Origin of the sequence: Pseudarthrobacter sp. J47 (assembly GCF_049810315.1) — a bacterium.
Taxonomy (GTDB): Bacteria; Actinomycetota; Actinomycetes; order Actinomycetales; family Micrococcaceae; genus Arthrobacter.
The window spans coordinates 2,512,419-2,536,783 of record NZ_CP187358.1 but is presented as its reverse complement, the minus strand read 5'-3'; the positions used below and the strand labels follow the sequence as shown (position 1 = coordinate 2,536,783).

The following is a 24,365-nucleotide window of genomic DNA, read 5'->3' as shown; positions in this document are numbered from 1 at the left end:
AGGGGCTTTGGCGTGCACCTTTTCTGCCGCGGTGGACGAGCCGTATATTTACGGAGTTATTGCGGTGGTGGGTGCGGAGGTTTTTCCGAGGGCTGCGTATCCGGTTTTGCGTCCGATGACACGGACGGTGATGGTTTTGCTGACGTCGGCGGTGGTCAGTTTGTAGGTGCTTGCCGTGGCCCCGGTTATGGCGGTCCCGGATCGGTACCACTGGTAGGTCAGAGTCACGGGTGCGGGGGACCAGGTGCCAGGGGTTGCTGTGAGTGTATAACCGGCTCTGGTGGTACCTGAGATTACGGGTGTGGTCCCGGTCAGGGTTCCGGTTATTGCGGTGGTGGGTGCGGAGGTTTTTCCGAGGGCTGCGTATCCGGTTTTGCGTCCGATGACACGGACGGTGATGGTTTTGCTGACGTCGGCGGTGGTCAGTTTGTAGGTGCTTGCCGTGGCCCCGGTTATGGCGGTCCCGGATCGGTACCACTGGTAGGTCAGAGTCACGGGTGCGGGGGACCAGGTGCCAGGGGTTGCTGTGAGTGTATAACCGGCTCTGGTGGTACCTGAGATTACGGGTGTGGTCCCGGTCAGGGTTCCGGTTATTGCGGTGGTGGGTGCGGAGGTTTTTCCGAGGGCTGCGTATCCGGTTTTGCGTCCGATGACACGGACGGTGATGGTTTTGCTGACGTCGGCGGTGGTCAGTTTGTAGGTGCTTGCCGTGGCCCCGGTTATGGCGGTCCCGGATCGGTACCACTGGTAGGTCAGAGTCACGGGTGCGGGGGACCAGGTGCCAGGGGTTGCTGTGAGTGTATAACCGGCTCTGGTGGTACCTGAGATTACGGGTATGGTCCCGGTCAGAACCAACGGTGCTGTGGATGCGGTGACGTTGAGGGTTGCGAGGGTTCGGAAGCCGTTGGAGCTGTTGCCGATGGTGTCGTTGAGTGGGTACAGGAGTACGTTCCAGCTGCCGGTTGCTGCTCCTTGGGGGATGGTGATGGTGCGTTCCCAGGTGCCGTCCTGTGGGGTTCCGGAGACTAAGGTCATGCTGCCGAAGCCTTGGCTTTGACCGGTGTCGTGGCTGGCGTTGATGGTGGGCGCTGTTGTTCCGGTGGCGTCGGTGATCCGCGCAGTCACTTTTGTCGTCGCGGACCCTGCACTGATGTTTAGCTCTGTTGGTGTCACGGTTGATGAGACCAGAACCGGTGCAGACACATCGGAAGAGGCGCCGGTGACGTTGAGGGTTGCGAGGGTTCGGAAGCCGTTGGAGCTGTTGCCGATGGTGTCGTTGAGTGGGTACAGGAGTACGTTCCAGCTGCCGGTTGCTGCTCCTTGGGGGATGGTGATGGTGCGTTCCCAGGTGCCGTCCTGTGGGGTTCCGGAGACTAAGGTCATGCTGCCGAAGCCTTGGCTTTGACCGGTGTCGTGGCTGGCGTTGATGGTGGGCGCTGTTGTTCCGGTGGCGTCGGTGATCCGCGCAGTCACTTTTGTCGTCGCGGACCCTGCACTGATGTTTAGCTCTGTTGGTGTCACGGTTGATGAAACCAGAACCGGTGCAGACACATCGGAAGAGGCGCCGGTGACGTTGAGGGTTGCGAGGGTTTGGAAGCCGTTGGAGCTGTTGCCGATGGTGTCGTTGAGTGGGTACAGGAGTACGTTCCAGCTGCCGGTTGCTGCTCCTTGGGGGATGGTGATGGTGCGTTCCCAGGTGCCGTCCTGTGGGGTTCCGGAGACTAAGGTCATGCTGCCGAAGCCTTGGCTTTGACCGGTGTCGTGGCTGGCGTTGATGGTGGGCGCTGTTGTTCCGGTGGCGTCGGTGATCCGCGCAGTCACTTTTGTCGTCGCGGACCCTGCACTGATGTTTAGCTCTGTTGGTGTCACGGTTGATGAAACCAGAACCGGTGCAGACACATCGGAAGAGGCGTATGCCGTTGGTGGATTAGCAAAAGACAGTAGGACGATCATTGCCAAACAATAGGCTGTCGTCGTCAACCGAAACGCGGATTTGGTTCTGGCGATAATCAATGGGCCCCCATCATTCAGCGGCATAACCGCCGCAATTCCTCGTATGTGAATATACGAACTTTGAGATCATACTGCCGGAGGTTGCATCGCTGGGGACTGCTGAAGGTTTAGTTGACAGCTGGGGTTGATAATTTCTTACGCGGCTGAGGCCGCGTTTTTTATTGTCTCAAACTCGATTGGTGTCAGCCGTCCGAGGGCACGTTGACGGCGTTTGCGGTGGTAGCTGCGCTCGATCCAGGTCGTGATGGCCAGCCGGAGCTCGGCCCGGGTCTCCCATCGTTTCCGGTTCAGGACGTTCTTTTGCAGCAGGGAGAAGAACGATTCCATCGCTGCATTGTCACCGCATGCCCCTACCCGGCCCATCGATCCGTTCAGGCCGTAGGTGTTCAGGGCCAGGACGAACTTTCTGGATCTGAACTGGGACCCTCTGTCCGAGTGGACCACCGTGCCCGCCGGTTTCCTGAGGGCCACGGCGTGGTCCAGGGCGGCGACGGCCAGGGACGCTTTCATCCGCCCGTCCATCGAGTACCCGACGATCCGGTTTGAGTGAAGGTCCTTGATCGCGCACAGGTACAGCTTGCCCTCCCCGGTGTGGTGCTCGGTGATGTCCGTGAGCCATTTCCGGTTCGGTGCCGTGGCGCTGAAGTCCCGTTCGACGAGGTCATCGTGGACCGGCGGGCCGGCCTTGAGCCCTGACCGGCGCCGGCGGTGGATCACCGAGAGGATGCCGTTCTCCGAGCACAGCCGCCAGATCCGGCGTTCACTGGCCCCAGGGCCGGGACCGGCGTTGATCTCATCGGCGATGAACCGGTATCCGAAGGCAGGATCGTCCCGGTGGTGATCGATGGCGGCGTTGATCAGATGCGCTTCTTCCCAGTCCCGGGCCGGGACGGGATTGGCGGCCCACTGGTAGTAGGCCTGTCTGGAGAAATTCAGTACCCGGCAGGACACTGCCACGGGAACCCGGATCGGGGCGTCCCTGGCAGCCAGCTCGCGGACCAGCGGGTACATCATTTTTTTGGGTTGATGTCCCGGGACAAGTAGGCCACGGCACGGCGCATGACTTCGGCTTCCTGTTCCAGGAGCCGGATGCGTTTGTTGGCCTCCCGCAACTTCGCGGCGTCATCGGACACCGCCCCGGACTTCACGCCGTCTTCTCTGTCGGCGATCTTCATCCAGCGGTGCAGGGCAGCGGGCGAGACACCGAAGTCCTTGGCGATCTGGATGATGGGCGCTTCGCCCTTGCGGGCAACCGCGACGACATCGCGGCGGAATTCTTCGGGAAAGGCTTTGGGCATGATGAACATCCTTCCACCCGCAAGGATCAAATCCTCACAGGCAAAGTGTCAATCAAACCTTCAGCAGTCCCCTGGTACGCATGGAGAACGGGTAGTCATGCTTCCCTGTGCGGTGCGGCTAAGCAGCGCGTGTTCTGTTAGCATTCTTCAATGCAAAATACATGATGATGTACGGATGCTGTGTGTCCCGGGACGCCTTTAAAGACCTTGGAGCGGGCTATACGTTGCTCGGATACGTGGCCCGGCAGTCCCTAATCAGCGGGTTGTCCCGGCCCACCAATCTTCTGGATGGTCAAGCGCTCGATTCTGCTTTGCAAAACCGTTCCCTGTCTGGTGACTTGAAGTCCAATCTGTTGCCCACGCTCCGGCGTTTCGCGGATCAGATCGACTTGTTTGTTGTGGACCTGACGGACGAACGTCTTGGTGTCGTCCGCTTGCCCGACGGCAGTTACATAATACGTACATAATACGGTCCGCCGAACTTGCGAGCTCGGGGCGGCGGCTAGAGAGCGTCAGCGGAACTTGCCTGTACTTTAACGCAGCCACGGAAGACCACTGGAATCTCTGGGAATCGGCGGCCACGAGACTATCCAGCGCGTTGAGCAGCTTGGGTCTCAACCACAAGGCCATCGTGCTGAGTACTCCGTGGGCAAAAGTAGACGATCTGGGCGGGCCTGTGGAATCGTTCGGCGGTTTAGACCAAGATTCTGATCTGAGGGCATATCTGATTGAATGCTTCGCCCATATCAATTCCCTCGGCTACAAGGTTCTGACGCTCCCGCCGGAACTTGCTGTTGCTCATTCCACACACAAGTGGGGGCCATTTTGGTCCGGGCGCGAATAGCTGGATTGCCAGTCAGATCAGGACTTCCCTACAGGGCAACCCTTCCCAGCCCAGCATCGTGCGATAGATTGGGACGCGCTACCGCCGTCTCACATGGATTGAGAAATTCCTTGCAATCAGCTCCCGTTGTTTTCTATTCGCCAACACCCCGGGCAGCAATTGAAGAGTTCAGGGTCTACGACAACTGCTATGTCATCGGCGCGGCAAAGCGGATCCACTCTAACGGCCGGACTTTGATCGGTTCGCATGGGGCAGGAGTGCTGCGCGGGAGATTCATCGATAACGTTGATGTCGCCAGTGATGCTCTCGCTAATGATGGTGCCCATTCTCTGTCTGAGCTTGGACAGGACCTAAAAGGATCTTTGACCCTCTATGTCGCGGAGCCTGCGTCCCGGAAGCTGACGGTGCTGCCGGACCCCCTCGGAGGAGGACTGGTCTTCACTTGGCAGGAAAACGATGACTGGGCGGTGTCGTCGGATCTCGCAGCGCTGACATCCTTTCTTGAGGAAATAGGCCGGAAGCCGAGAAAGTCTTTGCACTATGTGGCAGCTTATGTCGCCACTGGAAGTGGAGGGCTCATTGAATCCAGCTTTGAGAACGTCCTCACGCTGCCGCAGTTCGCGTACGTGGAGATGACACCGGCTGGAGTCAGAATTCTTGAATATCCTTGTAAGGGGGAGTTCTTTAACTCATCCATGTCCTATGAGGAATCGCTCCAGGCAGCTGAGGACGAGATCCTTTGCAATGTGGCGGCACTGGCCGGAGCGGGGCATGACCGCCGGGTAGCGCACCTCACGGGAGGAGTGGACTCCAGAGTTGTCCTGGCCGCAACATTGGCGGCTGGCATCTCCGACAAATTTTCGTACTACTGCTCCGGTGGCCCTACGGAACCGGACAAAATAGTGTCCAATCAGCTTGCACTGGAATATGGACTGACTACTACCGATCACGGAGGTCTGGACAGTAGAATAGGGCCCGCAAATTTGGAGCAAGAGCTCCTGTGGCCTTTTCAGCACACGACCGGGATTATCTCTGGCGTCGCGCAACCCGGGAACCTGCGCACTTCAACATCTATAGCCAGCGGAGGCTATGGCGAATTGTTCCGATCGTTTTACAACAGAGGCAGCGTCCACTCGGGAACAACTCAAGAGGCCGGCGAGCAAATGTTTGGGAGGCTTGCTTTCGGAACAGACACCAACCGGCGGCTGTTTTCTGACACGTTCTCTGGGCTTGCGGAGTCGAAAATTGAGTCGATCAAAGCGAACGGTGCTGAAAATGGCGTCCGGAAGGATGCGCAGTTGGACTATTTCTACCTGAATCGGCGCAACAGGTATTACGTGGGCGAAATCACCAGATCATTCTCGCCTTTCGTCTCACGGTTCGATCCCCTTTACTCTCTTGCTGGAGCGTCACTCGGCCTGCGGGTAGATGGCGTGAGTCGGCAGGCGAACGTTATCGGGATGGACCTGATGGAGCGAATGGCACCTGGCTTGTCCGCATTGCCGTTTGACTCGGACCGATTTGCAGGAGCCTACAACAGCCTGCGCGGGAGGCCTGAGGCGCGCGAATACCAGCACTCAGGTGTGCCCGAGCAAGATGGCGTGACTCGAATTCGGATGGAGAATGCTGCCAGCATCCAACAAACCCGGCCCACGCCCGCTGACCGCGAACGGGCGAACAAGTTGCGCATGACTCCGAGGCTCATTGCCCAATTCCCAGTCATCAGGGAAGGGCTCAGAGAGCTTATCGACGGACTACCGCGAGGAGAGTTCCCTTCGGTGTTCAACCCAAGAGCGGTGTCCCTGCTTATTGACCGTGAGCCTAACCACCGGGTCTATTATCGAACGGCTCGAGACCTGTACGCTGCCCTGCTTTGGTACGCCAAGGGGTAGGTCCTGTGCCAAATCCGCCCCGGTATTTCGGTTCGGTAACGCGACCTCCTATGCTTGGGTGGAGTCTTTGCAAGGCTGGGGGCGAAGTAAGCGTAAGGAAACCGGTAAATGAGCAGTAGTGTCCTGACAATCCGTGGCGGAGTTCCCCTGGCGGGGCGCGTCAGCGTCCGAGGAGCCAAGAACCTCGTACCCAAGGCCATGGTGGCGGCGCTGCTGGGCAATGAGCCCTCAGTCCTGCGCAATGTGCCGGAGATCAAGGACGTGGAGGTTGTCACCTCCCTGCTGCAGCTGCACGGTGTCACGGTGGTCAAGGACCCCGTTACCGGCGATCTGACCCTGGATCCCAAGGATGCCAAGACTGCGCCGAGCACCGCGATTGACGCCCACGCCGGTGATTCACGTATCCCCATCCTGCTTTGCGGGCCGCTGATCCACGCCATCGGCGAGGCCTTCATCCCGGACCTGGGCGGCTGCAAAATCGGCGACCGGCCCATTGACTACCACTTGAACGTTCTGCGCCAGTTCGGCGCGGTCGTGGAGAAGCGGCCGGGCGGGATCAACATCTCGGCACCCAAGGGTTTGCACGGTGCCAAGATCTCGCTGCCATACCCTTCCGTGGGCGCCACCGAGCAGGTCCTCCTGAGTGCCGTCCGCGCTGAAGGCATCACGGAACTCTCCGGTGCTGCCACCGAGCCGGAGATCATCGATCTCATCGCCGTGCTGCAGAAGATGGGCGCTATTATCAGCGTCCAGACGGACCGGACGATTCGCATCGAAGGCGTCCGCTCCCTGGGCGGCTACAACCACCGCGCCCTCTCCGACCGTAACGAATCGGCGTCGTGGGCATCCGCTGCTTTGGTGACCCGCGGTGACATCTTCGTTGAAGGCGCCTCCCAGCGGGACATGATGACCTTCCTCAACACCTACCGGAAGGTAGGCGGTGGAATGGACATCGGCGAGGACGGCATCCGCTTCTATCACAAGGGCGGCAAGCTGAATCCGCTGGTCCTGGAAACGGACGTGCACCCCGGCTTCATGACGGACTGGCAGCAGCCCCTGGTGGTAGCCCTCACGCAGGCCGAAGGCGTATCGATTGTGCACGAGACCGTGTATGAGAACCGCTTCGGCTTCACTGATGCTCTGATCCGCATGGGCGCCAGTATCCAAGTACACCGGGAGTGCCTGGGCAGCGTTCCGTGCCGCTTCGGCCAGCGGAATTTCCTGCACTCGGCGGTAATTTCAGGCCCCACCCAGCTGACCGGCACGGACATCCATATCCCGGACCTCCGCGGCGGTTTCAGCCATCTCATAGCCGCCCTCGCAGCAACCGGAACCTCCAAGGTCACCGGCATCGACATCATCAACCGCGGCTACGAGCGGTTCACGGAGAAACTGGCCGGACTGGGCGCTGACTTCGATATCACTTCTGAAAAGAAGTGGTGAAGCCGTGAAGGAATCGGCCAAGAGCGCGGCCACCTTCGTTGTTATTGCGGCTGTGACGCGCACTTTGTTGAACGGGATGATGAACCGGAAATGGGAGGGAACCGAGAAGCTCCCGCCCGGTGGTTTCATCGCAACCCCCAACCACTGCACCGAGATCGATCCCCTGGTTGTGGGTCATATGCTCTACAACCAGAAGCGGGCACCCCACTTCCTCGCCAAGGGAGCCCTGTTCAAGGTCCCTGTGTTGAGCTGGATCCTCAACGCCACCAAACAGATCCCTGTTGAACGCTCGACGGCGGGAGCGAACCGTGCACTGTTGCTCGCCCAGGAGATCGTGGAAGAAGGCGGGGCCATCATCATCTACCCCGAGGGCACGCTGACACGCGATCCCGGAATGTGGCCCATGAAAGGTCACACCGGTGCAGCAAGGCTGGCGCTTGAAGCCGGTATTCCTGTGGTGCCCATGGCGCATTGGGGTGCCCACGAGGTTTTCCCGCGCTACGCCAAACGCTTTAACCTGTTTCCCCGGAAGACGTCCAGAATCCTCATCGGCGAGCCTGTAGACCTGAGCGAGTTCGCTGACCGTCCTCTGGATAAGGCCACGTTGACCGAGGCAACGGATAAGATTATGGACGCCATCACCGGTCTATTGGCCGAACTGCGGCAGGAAGAACCGCCCGCCGAACGCTGGGATCCGTCCAAGCACAACCAGTCCAAGCACGGCAGATTCGTTGAGCGCGGCCAGGAGACCCCAGCCCAGGACGCGTCCGATGACGGGATTGTTGAACCGTGAACGATGGGATGACGAGCGCAGGGCTGCCTGCCGTCGTGGCGGCACCGCCGGCTTCCATCGCCGTGCTGGGCGCAGGATCCTGGGGGACCACCTTTGCCAAGGTGCTAGCTGACGCAGGCACGGCTTCTGGAGCGAGCTCGGTCATTCGGCTGTGGGGGAGGCGTCCGGAAGTTGTTGAGGAAATTAATGAGAAGCGGCTTAACTCCCAGTATCTGAAGGACGTTGAGCTGCCGGCCAGCATTACGGCCTCACTGGATGTTACGGAGGTTTTGGACGGTGCCGGCCTGGTAGTCCTGGCCGTTCCTGCCCAATCACTGCGGCTGCAGCTGCGCGAGTGGAAGCCGTTGATCGCGGCCGACGCGGTCGTCGTTTCCCTGATGAAGGGCCTGGAGCTTGGCTCAGATGCCCGCATGAGCGAGGTCATCAGCGAAGAGCTGGGAATCGGGGTGGAACGGATTGCCGTCGTTTCCGGGCCGAACCTGGCGATGGAAATTGCGCGGGAGGAACCAACTGCTTCCGTTGTCGCCAGCGCCGACGCCGCGGTTGCCGCGTGGATTGCGAGGGCGTGCACAGCCCCGTATTTCCGCCCGTACACGAGTACCGACGTCGTAGGCGTTGAAATCGGTGGAATCGTCAAGAACGTAATTGCTTTGGCCGTTGGCATCTGTGAAGGCAAACAGATGGGCGACAACACCAAAGCGTCGGTCATCACGCGTGGCCTTGCCGAAACCACCCGCCTGGCTTTGGCCCTGGGCGGTATGGCGCACACCATGGCCGGCCTCGCGGGGCTCGGGGACCTGGTGGCTACGTGTTCTTCGCCGCTCTCGCGCAACCACACCGCTGGAAGGCTGCTCGGGAAAGGCCTCACCCTTGACGAGGTGACGGCCGAAATGAATCAGACGGCTGAAGGTATCAAGTCCAGCCAGGCCGTGCATGAACTGGCGGGCAAGCTGGGTGTTGACATGCCCATTACAGCGGCTGTGGTGGCCGTCCTGGCCGGCAAGGTGTCCGTAGACCAACTTGGGCAACTACTGCTGGCCCGGGAACTGAAATCCGAAGGCGATTACTGAGAATGACCTTGAATGAAATACCCGATGGCACGGATGCGAGGCCGGGTAAACCCCGTGTGGCCGTGCTCTTTGGCGGCCGGTCCAGCGAGCACGCCGTCTCCTGCGTCACTGCCGCGGGAGTGCTGGGGACAATCGACCGTGACAAATACGAAGTCATTCCCATCGGGATCGCCAAGTCCGGGCAGTGGGTCCTGGCGTCCGGCGACCTCAGCGGCTGGTCGCTGGCCGGCTCTTCGCTGCCGGAAGTATCGGCGTCGTCCCAGACCGTGGCCCTTGCCGAGATCGGCGGCGAGCACCAGCTGATTGTGGCCGCTCCGAATGAGGTTCCACAGGAGTTGGGGACGGTCGACGTCGTCTTTCCGCTGCTGCACGGTCCGTTCGGTGAAGACGGCACGATCCAGGGCCTGCTGGAGCTTTCGGATACACGGTATGTTGGCGCCGGCGTGCTGGCGTCAGCTGTCGGTATGGACAAGCACTACATGAAGGTGGTGTTTGAAGCGGCAGGTCTCCGCGTGGGCCCGTACGTGGTGGTCACCGACAGGCAATGGGTAACCGCACCGGAGGACGTCAGGAAACGGGTTGACCAGCTGGGCTATCCCGTCTTCGTGAAGCCTGCCCGCGCCGGATCCTCCATGGGAATCTCCAAAGTGGATTCGCTGGCCGAACTGGACGCCGCCATTGAGGAAGCCCGCCTGCACGATCCCAAGCTTGTGATTGAAGCTGGGATTGTGGGCCGTGAGATCGAGTGCGCCGTGCTGGAGGGCAGGGGGAACAGCGAGCCCCGGACGTCCCTTCCCGGCGAAATAGCGGTCGCCGGCGAAGGCCACGAATTCTATGATTTCAATGCTAAGTACGTGGACGATGCTGCTGCGCTGAGCTGCCCTGCCGACATTCCGGAAGATGCCATTGCCCGTGTCCGCGAGTTGGCTGCGGTGGCCTTTGATGCCGTAGGTGCCGAAGGGCTTAGCAGGGTGGATTTCTTCTACACGCCTGATGGTGACCTGATCATTAATGAGATTAACACCATGCCCGGGTTTACTCCCAAGAGCATGTATCCGCAGATGTGGGCCGCGTCCGGACTCAACTACGGCGAGCTCATTGATGAACTGATTTTTCTGGCCCTGAACCGGAAGACCGGGCTGCGGTAATCCGTGGACCGATGGTTGAGCTTGTCGAAACTACTGGGAGGTAGGCAGATCCTGAAGTTCTTCCTGACCCACACAGCTCCTCGTGGCCGGAACTTTCGCGGCCGCCGCGGAGAGGTCTGCCAGCACGGTGGCGGAACTGATCGTGTTCGGGTCGAACAGGACTTCCGTAGCAGGCTCCCTGCCATAGGTGGTCAGCGTCCAGGCGGGGTCGCCCTCGCGGATTACCCAGTCCACGTCGTTGACGGTGACACAACGGTCAGTGGTTGGCCCGGGAACGTTGACGCCGCAACGGAGGATCACCTGGGAAGGATCGCCCCATGCCGCGGTCGCCTGGCTGTTGGTTTTCCGCAGGCCGGCGTCGCCGAGTTTGTCCGGAAGGGCGACCATCATCGGGGCGCATGCCGGGTTGGCAGCATCCTGCGCGGCCGTCACATCGACGACGGGGGAGCAGGCAGTGAGTGCCATGCTTCCGGCAAGCAGCACGAGGCCTGGGAGTGTGAAACGGCGGAGGCGAGCAGAAGATGGCACTGCCCCAGCCTACTGGGCAAGCGGCGTCGGGGCCGAACCAGGATGCGGCAGTGGAACACTCCGCGCGCCCCGTGGACAGCTACGGCGCTGGCTGTCAATTATGCTTGTACTCGGCACATTGTTTGGATTAGTGTGCATTTTTCAATGTTGCTTCGACGCCGTTCCTCGTGCAAAAGCGGAATTGCCAGTCGGCGCATGTTCGCTGGGGGACGGTTACAGATGAAATTCGGTCATGCAGTGCGCCGATATGGTGCCGCAATTGCCTGCGCCCTGATGCTGAGTGTTTGTGCACCTGCCGCCGGCACAGCGTACGGTCTGGCGACTCCTGCGGTACTTCTTCCAGTACCAGGTCCAGAAACGGGCGGAGAGCCGCCTACTGATCCTGGTGTTGTGGATCCTGGGACTGACCCGGGGACGGATCCTGGTGTGGTGGATCCCGGGACTGACCCGGGGACGGATCCTGGTGTGGTGGATCCCGGGACTGACCCTGGGACGGATCCTGGTGTGGTGGATCCCGGGACAGATCCTGGGACTGACCCTGGTGGGCAGGAGCCTGTTACCGATCCGACGGGCCAGATTCCTGCTGAGCAACCACTATCTCCGGTAGACGTCCTGCCTCCATCAGAGATCCAGATTCCTGCTCCGCTCCAACCGTCCTTTCCCGAGATTCCGGCCGTTGAGGATGAACCGGCACCGGTCACAGAACCGGCCGTTCCGAGCACGGCTCCAACAGCGGCGCCGGCGACGTCCGTAGCGTCCGCCCAGTCTGTTCTCCCGCCGCCTGTGGTCGAAGCCATCGACTCCGTTGTGGCTACAGCCTCGGGCAGCCCCTTGTACGTTCAGGTTCTAACTGTTGTAAGCCTCCTTGCCGCCGGCTTCCTTTACTTCCGAGTATTGGGTTCCAAAGGACGCCGTTCGCCCGTCAGGCCAGGCAAGTAAGGCTGAAGGTGACCGATCTCAGACACGACGCTCATCCCTCTGCCGATGCTCAACCGCTTCGGCTGACATTGCTGACGCACTCCTTCTGGCCGGAAAACAGTCCACCCCAGCGGCGTTGGTCGGCGCTGGTCAAAGAGCTCGCCGCTGCCGGCTGGCAAATTGACGTGATAACGCCTGTGGCACACACACCCCATGGCCGCAGGCAGCTTCCGCGAAGCCTCGCGGGCCATGCTTTCCGCAGCCAGCTTGGAAAGTACTCGGAGCTCATCCGGCGTGTGCCTTACTTGCGCCACGGAAACTCGCATGCGGCAAAGTTCATTGACCAGTGTTTCTCGGCATTGATGTCCATACCCGTGGGACTGCTGAGCAGGCGTTCAGACCTGCTGTTGGTCACGGCGCCCAGCCTTCCAATGCTGGGCACGGGCTATGTTTTGTCGCGGCTGCGCAAGGTGCCGCTCATTGTAGAGATGCGTGACGCCTGGCCGGACCTGGCTCGTGACGCCCGCTTGGTGTCCGGCAACGTTAAGAGTGTGGCCGAACGGGCAGTCGACTTTGTCCAGCGCAGGGCAGACCTGGTGGTGACGGTGACCGAAGGTTTCGCGGAAACCTTGCGCGCCAGGGGCCTGAAAAACGTGGCCACCATCAGCAACGGCGTCCTGCTTGATTCACTGCCGATCCTGGAACCCCCGGCACTTGAAAGGCCGAACTTTGAGGCCCTGTACCTTGGGAACCACGGGAAGAGCCAACGACTCGAGGTAGCCATTCAGGCCAGTGCCTTGGTGGGGGATTCGATGCACCTCCACATGGTGGGACACGGTGTTCAGCGGCCCGCCCTGGAACGGCTCGCCGAAGAACTTCATGCCCCGGTAACCTTCCATGACTCACTGCACGGGCACGAAGTGATGGAGCGCTACGCCGCCGCGGACACCTGCATTGTGTCGTTGCGCGATGACTGGAAATCGTTTGAAACCACAGTCCCGTCCAAGACCTATGAGGTCCTGGCCATCGGCCGCCACGTCACGGGCATCGTCCTGGGTGAAGCTGCGCGGATACTGGAAGATGCCGGCGCTGGGCATATTGTGCCCAGCAATCCGGAGGCCGTGGCTGCATTGTGGCGTGAGTTGGCAGCCGACAGGGGACAACTGGTGCGCAGCACAGACAGTCGACAGTGGGTCAAGCAACACGCAGACTATCCTTTGCTGGCAGTACAATACATGGACGCAATGCGCAATCTCCTTGCGTCGAAAAAGGTTGCCTCCAGAAGATGAATCAGCAACTGACAAATCTTCGCCTCGCGGCCGTAACCGCCAGTCAGCATCTGGTCGACGACCCGGCATTGTTATCTCTCCAGATTTCCCGACGTCTTCCCGCCCGGGTTATCCAGCCATTGGCCACGCTGGCATCCCGCGGTTTTGGAGCCAACAGCACCGCTGTTCCTGCGCTGCTTGCTGGCCTGATCAAGGGGGAAGAGGTCCGCGTCGTTGGGCTACTGGAGGATTCCGTTCAGAGCGCACAGCTGACGCCGGATCATGCCCGGGCTTTGGCTGACATCGCCCTCGTGGCCAATCGGCCGGATATCGCCGACTTCCTGTTGTCCCGCTCTGTCGGCGCCTCCCGTTTGAATCCCGTCAAGGCCCGAAGGTCTTGGTACAGCGGCGACGTGAGTGCCGCCGTCGCGCATTTGGAAAACGCCAGCACCGGCGCGGAACGCCGGCAGGGTGCGCGTCTCACTGCGGAACTCCGAATCCTCAGAGGGTGGCGTCCGTACCTCCCAGCCGTCGATTTCAATCCACTCCCAAAACGGGTGATGCACCTGCTGACGAATTCCTTGCCGCACACGGCAAGCGGGTACGCGCAGCGTTCACATTCCATCCTGAGCGCGCAGCGCGACACCGGATGGGACGTCATGGCTGTGACGCGTATCGGTTACCCGGTTCAGGTGGGCAAGCTCACCGCCCGTGCCGAGGATGTGGTGGATGGGATTACCTACCGTCGCCTGCTCCCGCCCCGGCTGGCAGCAACTATGGACAGTCGCTTGCAACAGCAGGCAGAGGAGCTGTTCGCTGTTGCAAAGGAATTCCGGCCGAGCGTCCTGCACACAACGACGCACTACATAAATGCCTTGGTGGTGCGGGCCGTCGCAGAGGCACTCCGTATTCCTTGGGTATACGAGGTCCGGGGCCAACTTGGTGATACCTGGGCCGCTACCAGAGGACCTGAAGCTCTGCTAAGTGAGCGCTACCGGTTGTCCAACGAGCGGGAGGCAGAAGCCATGCGCTCCGCGGACCTGGTGATCACCCTCGGGCAGGCGATGAAAGCGAACATTATTGCCTCAGGAGTTCCCGAGCAGAATATCCTCGTGGCGCCCAACGCTGTGGGCGGTGAGTTCCTTAAGGAGCCGATGGCTCCGGCAGATGCCCGCCAGGCACTTGGACTGAATCCGGACAAGGAACTCATCGGGACGGTGAGCAGCCTTGTGAGGTATGAGGGGCTGGACGATCTTATTACCGCTTTCGTCCGACTCGCGTCGAAGCGACCTGATCTGAACCTTCTGATTGTGGGTGACGGTGTTGTGCTGCCCGAACTCAAGGAACAGGCGCGAACTGCCGGTTTGTCCGCGAGAGTGATTTTCACCGGACGAGTCCCGCGAAGCCAGGCTCACTTATATCACCAAGCTTTGGACATTTTTGTTGTGCCACGTAAAGATCTCGCGGTGACGCGGGATGTGACACCATTGAAACCGGTAGAGGCAATGGCTGCTGCCCGCCCTGTGGTGGCCAGCCGTCTGCCGGCTTTGGCGGAAATCGTAAACGACGGGGATAGTGGCTTGCTGTGTTGCAGCCAGAACCCGGGAGATCTGGCCGCCAAGCTTGAGACCTTGCTGGAGGATGACCAGAGCCGCATCCGCATGGGCAGCAATGGGCGGCAAACAGTCTTGGATTCCAGGACGTGGACAGCAAACGCACAGTCCGTCAGTGTGGCCTACGAGAGAATTATGGAGCAGTACCGTTGACAACTCAGACGCCCACCGTGCCGGAAGGTCCGAAGCCCACCGTGGTGGAAACCTCGGTCAATCTGCGTGGTCTTAGGCGGGTCGGCCAGCGGCCGCCGTTCCTCGATTATTTGGTTGCACTCTGGGACTACCGGCACTTCATTTTTTATGATGCCCAGGCCCGCGTCCAGACCGGCAATGAGCAGGATCGCCTGGGCCGACTGTGGCTTGTGCTCGGTCCTCTGCTCAACGGCCTGATGTTCTACGTCATCATGGGCGTATTGCTGAAGGCTGGCTCGGGTGTCGAGAATTTCGTCGCCTTCCTGATCATCGGTGTTTTCCTGTTCCAGATGTCAACCAGATCAATCACAAGCTCATCGCGGGTGATCACAAGTAATAAGAACGTCATCCATGCCTTCCAGTTTCCGCGCGCCAGCCTTGTCCTGGCATCCAATGTAAGAGAATTGCTGGCCAATATCCCGGTAATTCTCACCATGCTTATTTTGGTGATAATTCTGCCTGAGACCGAAGAAATCAGTTGGCGTTGGCTCCTGCTGATACCCATACTTGCGTTTCAGTTCTTGTTCAATCTTGGCTTTGGACTCATTCTGGCTCGCGTTGTTTCCGTGTTCAATGATGCCAGCCAGATTATTTCGTATGCTATGCGTCTCTGGATGTACGCGTCATGCATGTTCTTTTCTATAGACCGTTTCAATGAATACCCGACAATCAAGGTCATCATGGAGTTCAACCCGCTCTATAACGTGTTGCATCTTGCACGAGAGTGTTTGCTCTATGGCGGTGTTGGCGACTGGAAGGCGTGGATCATTCTTGCCCTCTGGGCGCTCGGTACCCTCGCCGTCGGGATGGTCTTCTTCTGGAAGGGGGAGGAAACCTATGGACGCGAACTCTGACCTTGAATTTGTGCAGGGAACGCCCGCTGTTGTAGTGGACAAGGTCACCATGACCTACCGCACCACGAGCCGGTCCCACAACTCGGCCACGGCGGATGCCAAGAAGATGTTTGGCATCCGACGGCCCGGGGGCGTCACTAAAACCGTGGATGTGCCTGCACTCAAGGAACTGTCCCTGGTGGTCCAGCACGGTGAATCCGTGGGGATTATTGGCCGGAACGGTTCGGGGAAAAGTACCCTCCTCAAGTTGATTGGCGGCCAAGTTCCCCCTACGACAGGAGCCGTGTATGCCACGTCCACGCCTGTGATGCTCGGCGTGAATGCCGCCTTGATTCCTGGATTGTCTGGAGACCAGAACATCGTCCTGGGTTGCCTTGCTATGGGCATGAGCCACGCTCAGATCAACGCGAAGTATGACGAAATCGTGGAGCTTTCCGGTTTGGAAGAAGCTATCCACATGCCGATGAAGTCCTATTCGGCTGGAATGAGTTCGCGTCTTCGGTTCGCGATCGCTGCAGCGATCGATCCCGAAATCCTCATTATTGACGAAGCTTTGAATACCGGGGATGCCCAGTTCAAGGATCGAACCCGGAAGAAGATGCTCGAACTTCTGGACCAAGCCGGAACCGTATTCTTGGTCAGCCACAGTATGCCCACCATCATCGATCTCTGTAACAGGGTCATTTGGATTGACCAAGGCGAATTGCTTGCAGACGGGGAACCGGCTCACGTGATCAAGTGGTACCGGATGTTTACCCAGAAACTTGCTGAAAAGGATCGCGTCGGCGCTTTGAAACTCCGCCGCCGAATGATTTACTCCTTGACTGTGCCAGACGTTAGTGACCGAAACTTTAATCGGAGAATGCGGGCGTGAAGAAAAACATCGCCAACGCCCGAAAATTTTTCTGGCACCTGCGTGCCGGAGGGCCAATGCAAGTTCGTACCTGGTTGGAGCGAGAGTCTTACGAGGCAGGGCACCGCAAACTCGAAACCATCAGGGGCGCTGAAGGAGCGTGGACGGGGCGCGGAAAAAGGAGGCGCTTGCAGTTCAAGCCAACGGATCCAAGCGGCGTTCGCGGTAGCGATCGTCTCAAACCTCGAGTGGCAGTCATTCTCGATGAATTCTCTGCTCTGGGCTTCGACGTTGAGTGGGATTGTATTCCTCTGTCGCCAAAGGCATGGCGGGAGGATCTTGCCGGGCGGGAGATTGACTTCCTCTTCGTCGAATCTGTGTGGCATGGACGGAGCGGCCTTTGGGCAGGTAAAATGGCCCGAACCGAAGAGCCCGGCGTTTTGGCGGAAATCGTGGGGTGGTGCAATGAGCACGATATTCCGACTGTTTTCTGGAACAAGGAAGACCCGCCCCACTACCTGGACTTTCTTCCTGCTGCCAAGCTGTTTGATTTCGTCTTCACCAGTGATGCCGGCCGCATACCTTCCTACCGTGAGGACTTGGGCCACGAAAACATCGCCGTACTGCCCTTTGGCGCCCAGCCAGCGGTTCACAATCCCGTGCGGCCCAGGTTTGGGTGGCATAGCCGCGACGTCGCGTTCGGTGGTATGTACTTCACCGAGAAGTATCCCGAGCGCCGTCAGCAGCTTGACATGCTTCTTGGTGCTGCCACAGCGGCTTCCGACGCCATGCCAACCGGGCTGGAGATTTTTTCACGACAATCCGGTGGAGACACCCGCTACACCTTTCCGGATGAGTACGCACCCCGTGTAGTTGGTTCCCTTGACTATCCGCAAATGCTCACGGCCTACAAGGCGTATAAGACATTCCTTAATGTAAATTCCGTGGTTGATTCCAGCACCATGTGTTCGCGCCGCGTCTTTGAAATTGTTGCGGCTGGTGCGGCCGTTGTTACCACCCCCAGCCCGGCCATTGAAACCTACTTCCGGCCGGATGAGATCTTTACCGTCTCCTCGGAAGCGGAAGCTGAACAACTACTAAGGGCATTGCAACGAAACCCCGCCATCGCCGAGCGCCAGCTACATAGGGGCCAACGAAGAATCTGGAAAGAGCACACATACCAGGCCCGGAGCAATCGAATCATTGAGCTTGCCGTTCCTGGAATGGTGGTCGAGCAACAGCGCCGGCATGTATCGGTGCTGGTCTCAACAATTCGTCCCTGGCAGTTGGAACACGTTTTTAGGACCGTGGGAAGCCAACGTGACGTGGACGTCGAACTGGTACTGCTGACGCACGGCTTCACCGCGGACGGTAACGAGATCCGGAAGCTCCAGGAACAGTTTGGTGTATCGGATGTAAAAATTCTTAAAGCCGAGCGTTCAGAATCTCTTGGCGCCTGCCTCAACCAATGCGTGGAAGCCGCGTCCGGCGAGGTGCTGACGAAAATGGATGACGACGATTTCTACGCTCCGGATTATCTGAGCGACCAGCTCTATGCCCTCCACTTCTCAGGGGCGGATGTGGTCGGAAAACAGGCCCACTACATGTACCTTGAACGGCGCAATGCCACCATCCTTCGATTTCCTGAGTGGGAGCATCGGTACACTCGGACCGTTATGGGGCCAACGATCATGGGCTCCGCGGGAATTTTCCAAGCCACCCTCTTTGATGACGTCGGGAGCGGCGAGGACAGTCTTTTCCTCAAACGGGTGATTCAAGGTGGTGGGTCTATCTACGCGGCTGACAGGTTCAACTACTGCCAGCAGAGGTATGGAGAAGGGCACACCTGGCAAGTCAGCGAAGAAGCATTGCTCGCCACTGGTGACGTGAAATTTTTTGGTAACTACAGGGACGAAGTCTCTGTCTGACAAAGGGGGATTTTCCCGCATGAACAAGATCAAAAACGTAGCGGTCATCGGACTGGGCTACATCGGGTTGCCTACTGCCGCGATACTGGCAGCCAACGGTATTGACGTTATTGGCGTGGACGTCAATGACAACACCATCGATGCCGTCAACCGGGGCGAAGTGCCCTTCGTCGAACCCGATCTGGCCTCATATGTGGCTGGCGCCGTAACCCAGCACAAGTTGAGCGCTTCGCGCGATACGCCGGCTGTTCAGGCGTACATCGTGGCTGTGCCCACTCCCTTTAACCCAGATCGCACCGCTGACGTGACCTACATCAAGGCGGCGGCACGCAACATTGCTCCGCAGCTTGTCGGCGGTGAATTGATAATCCTTGAATCCACTTCCCCTCCGGGCACCACTCAGCTGCTGGGTGATTACCTGATCAGCCTGCGCCCGGATCTCAGCCTCGATGGTGCCGGAGATAAGCCGGCCATTCATGTGGCCCACTGCCCGGAGCGTGTTCTCCCCGGCCGGATCATGATCGAGCTTGTTACAAACGACAGGATCGTAGGTGGCCTGACCCCCAAGGCAGCTGACTTGGCGAAAGACCTGTATGCAGTCTTCTGCCAGGGTGAGATCCTCGTCACTGACGCGACCACCGCCGAAATGGCAAAGCTGGTTGAGAACTCTTACCGGGACGTCAACATCGCCTTCGCGAACGAGCTGTCCGTTATCAGCGACAAGCTGGGTATCAACGTCTGGGAATTGATTAAGCTCGCCAACCACCACCCTCGCGTGAACATCCTGCAGCCTGGCCCCGGTGTGGGCGGTCACTGCATCGCCGTCGACCCTTGGTTCATTGTTGCCGCAGCGCCTGAGGAAGCCCAGCTGATCCGGCAGGCCCGCGAAACGAACGACCAAAAGCCGGACTGGGTAGTCGACAGGACAGTCCAGGCTGTAGCCGGCATCGTGAACCCTAAGGTTGCCGTGCTCGGTCTTGCCTTCAAAGCCAACATCGATGACCTCCGAGAATCGCCATCTGTTGCCATTGTTGAACGGCTTAGCGCCAAACTCGACGGTGCGGAACTGCTGGTAGTGGAACCGCACGTGACCCAGCTGCCCCGCCAGCTGAGCGGGCTCGCCAATGTTCAGCTCGGAAACTTGGATGAGTCCATTGCCTCGGCCGACGCTGTGCTGCTTTTGGTCGATCACGACGACTTCAAGGAATTCGACCACACAGTGCTGGCAGGCAAGCCGTTGGTGGACACCCGCGGAATCTGGCAGTAGAAACGAGCGGAACTGGCGGGAACCTGTGAAACATCCTGACGAGAGTGTGCAGACCTCAGCAATCCAGCTGGCAAAACGCCGGTTGTACGCTGCGGACATCGACAAGCTGATTGCCGACTATGAGCGGTTGCGCGGAAAAGAGAGCTCGGCGTCCCGCAAAGCTAAAGACCTGGCCAAGGACCTCGCCGCAATGCGCCGGGCCCGGGATTCGTTCAAGGCCAAACAAGAAGTTCTCAGCCGGGAAAATCAGCGCCTCAAGGAAACATTGAGCGCACTGCGTCGATCGCAGAGCCTCAAGGTCGGGAGGATGATCACGAAGCCTGCCAGCGCCGTCCGTTCATTGCCGGGGAAGCTTGCTTCAGCATTCAGTATCGGTCAATCGGAGCCATCGGCAACGCTTGCCGCTCTTGAGGCGAATCTGCCGCATCAATCCCGGGACCGTAGACAAACTGCTACGGCACCGCAGAAGAAGCCTGCGAATCAGGTCGACTATTCAACTCTGATCCAAGACTTTGAGTCCCAACCGTCCAAGGGCGCGCTGTACAGGCTGATATCGCACGAATACTTCGTCCGTGGTGAAATCGCGCTTCCTGCCGAACGCATCTCGGACAACCAGGATCTGGTTAAGGAAATGTCTGCCGCCGAGGCACGGGTCGCCGGTAACATCCTAGGACAGTCGGCCATACTCAAAACTTCACCATTTATCGCACCACGCCAGCCCAACTACGGATACCTCCCAGAGCATGGCCGGATTATGTATTGCGCGCACAGCACCGGTCAGTTCAATAGCAACGGCTATTCAACCCGGACAGCGGGCCTCGTGGCAGGGCTAAAAGAACGCGGCGAAGACGTCTTCGTTGTTGCCCGCCCCGGATATCCATGGGATGCGAAAACCGACGTGTCCGCTGTGGGAAAGCGGAGGTTTGAAAAGAAGGTCTCGGGCGTACGCCATGTATATAACCCCGGTGCCAGCTGGACCGAGGAACCCTTGGACCGCTACATCGGCCGCTCTGTGGATGTTTTCGTGCGGGAGGCCCAGCGCAGCAGGGCGTCCGTAATTCACGCAGCGTCGAATTACGTTACTGCGCTTCCTGCTTTGATGGCGGCACGAAGGCTTGGCATTCCTTTTGTGTACGAGGTCAGGGGACTCTGGGAGATCACAGAACTGTCAGATAAGCACGGCTGGGCCGAGTCGGACCGCTTTAAGTTGGCCGCTGGGCTGGAGGCATTCGTTGCCCGGGAGGCGGATGAGGTTTTCGCCATCACGGCGCAAGTTAAAGCTGAGCTTGTCCGTAGGGGTGTTGATCCGGACCGGATCACCTTGCTCCCGAATTCCGTGGACACGGCAAAATTTTCACCAATGCCGCCCCTACCCGGCCTCCGCAAGAAACTTGGGATCCCGGAGACTTCTGTCTTGATCGGCTACGCGGGAAGCCTCGTTGCTTATGAAGGCCTTGCGGACCTGATGGCTTCAATGAAGCTTGTGGGTCAGCAAGGAATCAATGCCCACCTGCTGGTCGTAGGCGATGGAAAGCAGCTCCCGGAGCTGAAAAATCTCGCCAAGGACCTGCAAATTGAGCATCTGGTTACATTCACCGGCCGCGTCCCGGCCAATTCCATCCCCGGTTACCTGAGCATTTTTGATATCGCACCGTGCCCCCGACGCCGTCTACCCGTCACCGAGATGGTCTCGCCCCTGAAACCGTTGGAAGCAATGGCGAGTGGCAAAGCCGTGGTGGTCACTGACCTGGCACCGTTGCGTGACATCGCAGGCGAGGAACAGCAGCGCGCGCTCCTGTGTGAACCTGAGAACCCTGCATCACTCGCTGACGCCATTGTTCGACTGGCCGAGGACCCGGAGCTGCGGATTGCCCAAGGGCGGCGGGCCCGTCTATGGACGCTCGAGTATCGCACTTGGGCGCGGACGGGCGAAGTTGCCACGGCCGCTCATCATCGCTTGCAGGAAACCAAGACCAGAACAGCAATACCCGCGGCGCGTGTGAGGGATCTCAAGATCGGGATCATTTCCGACGAATTCACCTTCCAGGGCCTTGCGCCGGAAGCACAGTTTGTGGTGATGAAGCCTGCCACGTGGCGCACCCAACTGCAGGGTGAACCCATCGATGCTCTCATTGTGGAGTCTGCCTGGGAGGGTGTGGAGGGGCTTTGGAATCACAAGGTCGGTTTCTACGATGACGACCAGTTTGCAACTCTTCGGGAACTTCTAGCCCATTGCAATGCTTCCGGCATACCCACTATCTTCTGGAACAAAGAAGATCCTGTGCATTTCAACAGGTTCCGGGTAACTGCTAAGTACTTTGACCACGTGTTCACTACGGACGCGGAGTGCATCCCGAAATATTGGGAGAGCGCCGGCAGCAGACTCAAGACTGTCTCATCCCTGCCGTTCTACGCGCAGCCCCGCTTGCACAACATCCTTCCCTCAACAAGGGACTACGAACATTCCGTTAGTTATGCGGGTTCCTTTTACGGCCAGAAGTATCCGAAACGTTCGGGGGAACTGGCCAGGATCCTCAATGCAGGGAAACCACACGGCCTGGCCATCTATGATCGCCAGCATCTGAACCCCGAAAGCCCATATCACTTCCCTCCTGAGTTGGGACCCTTTGTCCGAGGCGGACTGGCGTACTCAGACATGGTTGAGGCATATAAAGCCCATCCTGTTCACATCAACGTCAATTCTGTAGATGACTCACCCACCATGTTTTCGCGCCGTGTGATGGAAGTTGCCGCGTCCGGTGGGGCCGTGGTGAGCGGAACGGGAAGGGGTGTTGCCGAAGTCTTGGACGGACTGGTTCCCGTTATCTCGTCGCAGGCCGAAGCTGAACTGCTGATCAGCGAATGGATGTCCAACGAGGATGTCCGGATGCGGGACGCTTGGCTGGCCTACCGGCACATCCACCGGGGGCACACTGCAGCGCATCGTCTCGCGTACGTCCTGCGTACCGCCGGTCTGGTGGTCGACGCGCCCGAACCGCCGAGCTATGCAGTCTTCACGGATAATCCCAGCCCGGAATTTATGGCGCGCATGGAACGTCAGACGGTATCTCCGTCGATGGTCTTCGCACCGACTGAAACCGTGGAGGGAGTCACCCCGGCTGACGACTTCATGGATGCCAAAGGCCAGGCAGCGACTGCTCGCCTCGCGTTCATCGGGACGTGGTCGGATGTGTTCGACGATCGGACCATCTTCGAGGATTTGCTGACGGCAACCACCTTCGGAAACTGGCGCAGTATCGGTTTCGCTGAAGGTGGCTCTGCCCAAAAGGGCCTGGGCCTCGCACAGTATGGATCTTCGGACGCGGGAATGCCGGCGCTCCAGACCACGGCAACTGAATTCGACGGAGCCGATCTTAGCCTTCGACGATCCCTGCTTCGTGTCCCAGAGGAAGCAAAGGCTGCCGATGCCACCCCAGTAGCAAAGAGCATCCTCGTCGCCGGACACGACCTCAAGTTCGCCACGGCGATTGTCCAAGAGTTGTCGCGTCAGGGGCACAGAGTCGTATTCGATAAATGGAGCGACCATAACAAACACGACGAGGAGCTGAGCCGACGCCTGTTGCTGGAAGCAGACGTGGTGTTCTGTGAATGGGGTCTGGGAAACGCGCTCTGGTACTCGCGCAATAAGCTCCCACACCAGCGGATGGTGACGCGAGTGCATTCGCAGGAAATTTTCCGGCCGTACCTCAAAGACGTGTCCTTCCACGACGTCGACAAAGTCATCTTTGTTGGTCAGCACATTGCAGACATCGCCGTCCGGGACCATAACGTCCCTCGCTCCAAATTGCAGGTAATCCCCAACCCGGTAGATACTGACGGCGAGCCCGCAAGCAAAACAGACGAGACACGGTTCCACCTCGGACTGGTGGGAATCGTTCCGGCTCAGAAGCACCTCGATCGCGCCTTGGATGTGCTAAAGGGTCTAAGGGCCACAGATGACCGCTATCGGCTGTTTGTGAAGGGCAAACGCCCGGAGGACTTCCCCTGGATGGAGAACAGGCCCGAGGAAATGGCGTACTACCAGGAACAGTACGCCCGGATATCAGATGATCCCGATCTTGCAGGGGCGGTGGTCTTTGATCCGCACGGTGACGACATGGCGGACTGGTATCGAAAGATCGGAGTCGTCTTGTCAGTCAGCGACTTTGAGTCCTTTCACTTGACACTAGCGGACGGGGCCGTCGCTGGTGCCCTCCCGGTCAGCTTGGCCTGGCCGGGAGCCGATCAAATCTATCCCACGGCATGGCTCGCCGAGGATGTCCAAGAAATGATCCGGAAAATTGTGGTTACCAATATCTCCCCGGATACGTGGCGTCAGGGTTCTACCGAGGCACGATCATTCGTAGACGCGCATTTTGGCAAGAAAGACGTGCTAACTGCACTCTGCGGTGTCATCCTAGGAACACCATAGCCAAGTACCAA

General features: G+C 59.1%; 18 protein-coding genes. 15 read left to right on the top strand and 3 right to left on the bottom strand.

Features of this window, described 5'->3' with window-relative positions; all coding sequences use genetic code 11:
• Window positions 1–48 precede the first annotated feature (48 nt).
• Window positions 49–1,821 (bottom strand): hypothetical protein, encoded by a 1,773-nt coding sequence (locus ACPJW8_RS11610; RefSeq protein ID WP_425256335.1) that lies wholly within the window; start codon window positions 1,819–1,821, stop codon window positions 49–51.
• Window positions 1,822–2,148: 327 nt separating this feature from the next.
• Window positions 2,149–3,311 (bottom strand): IS3 family transposase gene (locus ACPJW8_RS11605; RefSeq protein ID WP_160664497.1). Its coding sequence is split into 2 segments (ribosomal slippage): window positions 2,149–3,030 and window positions 3,033–3,311, totalling 1,161 coding nucleotides; the frame shifts between segments, so codons are not numbered across the junction.
• Window positions 3,312–3,472: 161 nt separating this feature from the next.
• Here ACPJW8_RS11605 and ACPJW8_RS11600 point away from each other — a divergent pair.
• The 7 genes from ACPJW8_RS11600 to ACPJW8_RS11570 all read left to right on the top strand — a co-directional run bounded on the left by ACPJW8_RS11600 (window position 3,473) and on the right by ACPJW8_RS11570 (window position 10,501).
• Window positions 3,473–3,778: a DUF6270 domain-containing protein gene (locus ACPJW8_RS11600; RefSeq protein ID WP_425256334.1), complete on the top strand. Its 306-nt coding sequence runs from the start codon at window positions 3,473–3,475 to the stop codon at window positions 3,776–3,778.
• Complete coding sequence (locus ACPJW8_RS11595) at window positions 3,775–4,155, top strand: DUF6270 domain-containing protein (RefSeq protein ID WP_425256477.1); 381 nt, start codon at window positions 3,775–3,777, stop codon at window positions 4,153–4,155. The genes ACPJW8_RS11600 and ACPJW8_RS11595 overlap by 4 nt, the downstream gene beginning before the upstream one ends.
• Window positions 4,156–4,223: 68 nt before the next feature.
• Complete coding sequence (locus ACPJW8_RS11590; RefSeq protein WP_425256333.1) at window positions 4,224–6,047, top strand: hypothetical protein; 1,824 nt, start codon at window positions 4,224–4,226, stop codon at window positions 6,045–6,047.
• 108 nt (window positions 6,048–6,155) lie between these two features.
• Entirely contained in the window at window positions 6,156–7,490 is a 1,335-nt protein-coding gene (gene murA / locus ACPJW8_RS11585) for a UDP-N-acetylglucosamine 1-carboxyvinyltransferase (protein ID WP_330192315.1), read from the top strand.
• Window positions 7,491–7,494: 4 nt separating this feature from the next.
• Complete coding sequence (locus ACPJW8_RS11580; protein ID WP_330194372.1) at window positions 7,495–8,283, top strand: lysophospholipid acyltransferase family protein; 789 nt, start codon at window positions 7,495–7,497, stop codon at window positions 8,281–8,283.
• A gap of 8 nt (window positions 8,284–8,291) precedes the next feature.
• Window positions 8,292–9,353, top strand: coding sequence for an NAD(P)H-dependent glycerol-3-phosphate dehydrogenase (locus ACPJW8_RS11575; RefSeq protein WP_330194370.1), 1,062 nt, complete (start codon window positions 8,292–8,294; stop codon window positions 9,351–9,353).
• 2 nt (window positions 9,354–9,355) lie between these two features.
• Window positions 9,356–10,501: a D-alanine--D-alanine ligase family protein gene (locus tag ACPJW8_RS11570; RefSeq protein ID WP_330194368.1), complete on the top strand. Its 1,146-nt coding sequence runs from the start codon at window positions 9,356–9,358 to the stop codon at window positions 10,499–10,501.
• A 30-nt stretch (window positions 10,502–10,531) separates the two neighbouring features.
• On the opposite strand, the gene ACPJW8_RS11565 is transcribed toward ACPJW8_RS11570, so the two are convergent.
• On the bottom strand, window positions 10,532–10,966 hold the full coding sequence (locus ACPJW8_RS11565) for a DUF3515 domain-containing protein (RefSeq protein ID WP_330192319.1): 435 nt from the start codon (window positions 10,964–10,966) through the stop codon (window positions 10,532–10,534).
• A gap of 349 nt (window positions 10,967–11,315) precedes the next feature.
• Here ACPJW8_RS11565 and ACPJW8_RS11560 point away from each other — a divergent pair, with 349 nt between their 5' ends.
• The 8 genes from ACPJW8_RS11560 (at window position 11,316) to ACPJW8_RS11525 (ending at window position 24,354) form a co-directional block, all read left to right on the top strand.
• Window positions 11,316–11,636, top strand: coding sequence for a hypothetical protein (locus tag ACPJW8_RS11560; RefSeq protein WP_425256332.1), 321 nt, complete (start codon window positions 11,316–11,318; stop codon window positions 11,634–11,636).
• A 340-nt stretch (window positions 11,637–11,976) separates the two neighbouring features.
• Window positions 11,977–13,236: a glycosyltransferase family 4 protein gene (locus tag ACPJW8_RS11555; RefSeq protein WP_330194365.1), complete on the top strand. Its 1,260-nt coding sequence runs from the start codon at window positions 11,977–11,979 to the stop codon at window positions 13,234–13,236.
• The gene (locus ACPJW8_RS11550; RefSeq protein ID WP_330194363.1) at window positions 13,233–14,981 is read left to right on the top strand and encodes a glycosyltransferase family 4 protein; all 1,749 of its coding nucleotides are present in this window, start codon (window positions 13,233–13,235) and stop codon (window positions 14,979–14,981) included. Before ACPJW8_RS11555 ends, ACPJW8_RS11550 begins: the two co-directional genes overlap by 4 nt.
• Window positions 14,978–15,874: an ABC transporter permease gene (locus ACPJW8_RS11545; RefSeq protein ID WP_330194361.1), complete on the top strand. Its 897-nt coding sequence runs from the start codon at window positions 14,978–14,980 to the stop codon at window positions 15,872–15,874. The genes ACPJW8_RS11550 and ACPJW8_RS11545 overlap by 4 nt, the downstream gene beginning before the upstream one ends.
• On the top strand, window positions 15,858–16,748 hold the full coding sequence (locus ACPJW8_RS11540) for an ABC transporter ATP-binding protein (RefSeq protein ID WP_330194359.1): 891 nt from the start codon (window positions 15,858–15,860) through the stop codon (window positions 16,746–16,748). Before ACPJW8_RS11545 ends, ACPJW8_RS11540 begins: the two co-directional genes overlap by 17 nt.
• Window positions 16,745–18,655 (top strand): glycosyltransferase family protein, encoded by a 1,911-nt coding sequence (locus ACPJW8_RS11535; RefSeq protein ID WP_330194358.1) that lies wholly within the window; start codon window positions 16,745–16,747, stop codon window positions 18,653–18,655. The genes ACPJW8_RS11540 and ACPJW8_RS11535 overlap by 4 nt, the downstream gene beginning before the upstream one ends.
• A 19-nt stretch (window positions 18,656–18,674) precedes the next feature.
• Window positions 18,675–19,922 (top strand): UDP-N-acetyl-D-mannosamine dehydrogenase, encoded by a 1,248-nt coding sequence (gene wecC, locus ACPJW8_RS11530; protein WP_330194357.1) that lies wholly within the window; start codon window positions 18,675–18,677, stop codon window positions 19,920–19,922.
• A 25-nt stretch (window positions 19,923–19,947) separates the two neighbouring features.
• Window positions 19,948–24,354: a glycosyltransferase gene (locus ACPJW8_RS11525; protein WP_330192326.1), complete on the top strand. Its 4,407-nt coding sequence runs from the start codon at window positions 19,948–19,950 to the stop codon at window positions 24,352–24,354.
• The last annotated feature ends 11 nt before the right edge of the window (window positions 24,355–24,365 follow it).